The organism is Leuconostoc falkenbergense (assembly GCF_014634805.1).
In the GTDB taxonomy this organism is placed as follows: domain Bacteria; phylum Bacillota; class Bacilli; order Lactobacillales; family Lactobacillaceae; genus Leuconostoc; species Leuconostoc falkenbergense.
Genome location: NZ_BMBS01000081.1, coordinates 1 through 2,185 on the forward strand (window position 1 = coordinate 1; position 2,185 = coordinate 2,185).

1 protein-coding gene and 2 pseudogenes are annotated in these 2,185 nt (G+C 42.2%); all 3 read left to right on the forward strand.

The window, feature by feature from the left end; translation table 11 throughout:
* Window positions 1-970 (forward strand): annotated as a pseudogene (locus tag IEU71_RS09970) (hypothetical protein); the annotation flags it as partial.
* A gap of 10 nt (window positions 971-980) precedes the next feature.
* Complete coding sequence (locus IEU71_RS09975; RefSeq protein ID WP_080534248.1) at window positions 981-1,862, forward strand: sortase family protein; 882 nt, start codon at window positions 981-983, stop codon at window positions 1,860-1,862.
* A gap of 61 nt (window positions 1,863-1,923) precedes the next feature.
* Window positions 1,924-2,185: pseudogene (locus IEU71_RS09980) on the forward strand (cell surface protein); the annotation flags it as partial.

A 2,185-nucleotide genomic window follows, 5' to 3' on the forward strand; every position in this document is an offset into this window, starting at 1 on the left:
TGACTTTGTAAGCGACTTAGAGGCTTTGAAAGTATCTGTTAATCAAGAGCTGGATAACTGGTTTATAGAACGTTCTAGAGATTTACAAAGTAATCTTCAAGTCACAGTGGACGATCAGGTCTCAGAAGTGATGTCACAAGCACAAACAGAGACGCTAACCAGTCTTAAAGCTTTGCGTGATGAGTTATTAGCTCAAAACACGCAATCCTTGCTAGACATGCATCAAAAGCTGGAAGAAGACATCAGTAACAAGCGGTCGCAATATCAATCAGAGCATGAAAAAGCGATGATCAGTGCTACTGAGTTAGAAAGTGCTAAAACACATTCTGGTAGCCTCAGTGAACTTGAGCAACAAGTCCAGATTTTGAAGCAAACTAATCTAAACCTCGAGCAACAATTAAAAGGTAAAGATGCTGTCAATATTGATGAGGTTTCCCAACTTCGTCAACAGTTACAAATGCTTCAAAATGCCCCAAAGACAACATCACATGATGAAACTAACCAACAATTGATGACTTTGTTAGCAGCGCAAATACAGCAGCCTCAAGTTGAACAAAAGAAAACAAGTGCTTGGCAATCATCGGCGATTGGTTTCTTGGCTGTTCTGGCTATTGGTGGTGCGGGCTTTGGTGGTTATGCGATGGCACAACACAAAACCGATGCCACTGCACAATCATCAAAAGCAGTCTCTGCGAGTGGTCACAACGAAGGCAACGCAACCGTAACCTTAGCACCCGAATCATCTGAAGCTGGTTCTTCTTCAAACGTAAGTGCTTCAAGTAGTCAATCAAGCTCATCAAGCTCACAAGCTAACACTTCTTCTACTTTAGCTGATCGCTACCATGTCGGTGAAGACGTAGATGCCACAATCAATGGTCAAACAGTCACCGCTAAAGTCGTTTCGGTACAAGACAAAACCATCACAGTGCATCATGATGGCTACGATTATGTTGTCCCGTTTGACAATTAGGCGGTGAACTATGGCAATCAACATTGAACAAGTCAAGAGCCGTCGAAAGAGAGCGCAACCGAGACGTCCAAATTACCATCGTTTGAAAAGGCACCATCCAATTCTAAAAACACTGTTATTAGCCATGTTTGGCATCTTAATTGTCACTGGCGCTGTGATTTACGGTAACCATACGCAGTGGCAAACAGCTCAAAGTGTGAAAAAAGCTAGTCATAAGGCTGTTGCGAAAGCAAAGAAACAACCTGTTGTCAAAGCAAGTCAGGTCAAACAAGTGGCGGCACAGAAAAGTGTCAAACCTGATTACTCAGGGACTGGCGGCTTATCTAGCAAAGAAGATATGTTGAAACTAGCCCAAAGCAATCAAGCTGGAATCCTACGTGGACATGTGGCTGTGCCAAGTTCTAGCATTAGTGAGCCAATCTATGAAGGCACTAGTAACCACGTCTTAGCCATTGGTGCGGGCATGAATGCACCCAACCTAAAGTTTGGAACTGGATTAGTGCCAATATTTGCTCACAATATGGGTGATTATAATGCCGTGTGGCCATACCATCCTACCAAGTTTAGTGCCTTACAAAACATGACTGAGAAAACCATTTTAGGGAAAGATATTTATCTCTCTGACGGTCATACAGTTTACCGTTATAAAGCGACCAAATTGGATTATGGTATCGCTGTGGGGGTGATGAATCAAGAATTAGCTGTTGATAACACAGGCAAACCAAAGGTTAAATTGATTGCTTGTTTAGAAGATCAAGAATTTTGGCAGCAAGTTAAAGCGAGTCACTACACAAATTTCACCGCTAAAAAGCGAATCGTGCTAACAGGTGAATTAGTTGGTCAACAATCAATTAATTCCCTGGACAGCAGCTTAAAGCAACAACTGCAATAAAACATATAAAGGGGGTCGGGATTTACGACCCCTCCAAAAATCGGAAGAGAGAATATTTATTATGTCACATAACATTAAACGCACAACAAAAGTAATCGCAGTATCGGCAATGGTGGCAACGTCTGCAATTATTGGCTTAGTCCATCCATTTGATAACCATAACATCTTTGCGGACGACTCAAAAAATTCTGACGCAAAGGGAACATCGGTCGATGTCGATCATAGTGAGTTGGATAAGTCCGTGGCTGCTGCTAAAAAAGCAGGCATGACAATCACACAAAATGCTACTGTGACTAAAGTCATTACAGCCAGTCAATACGCGG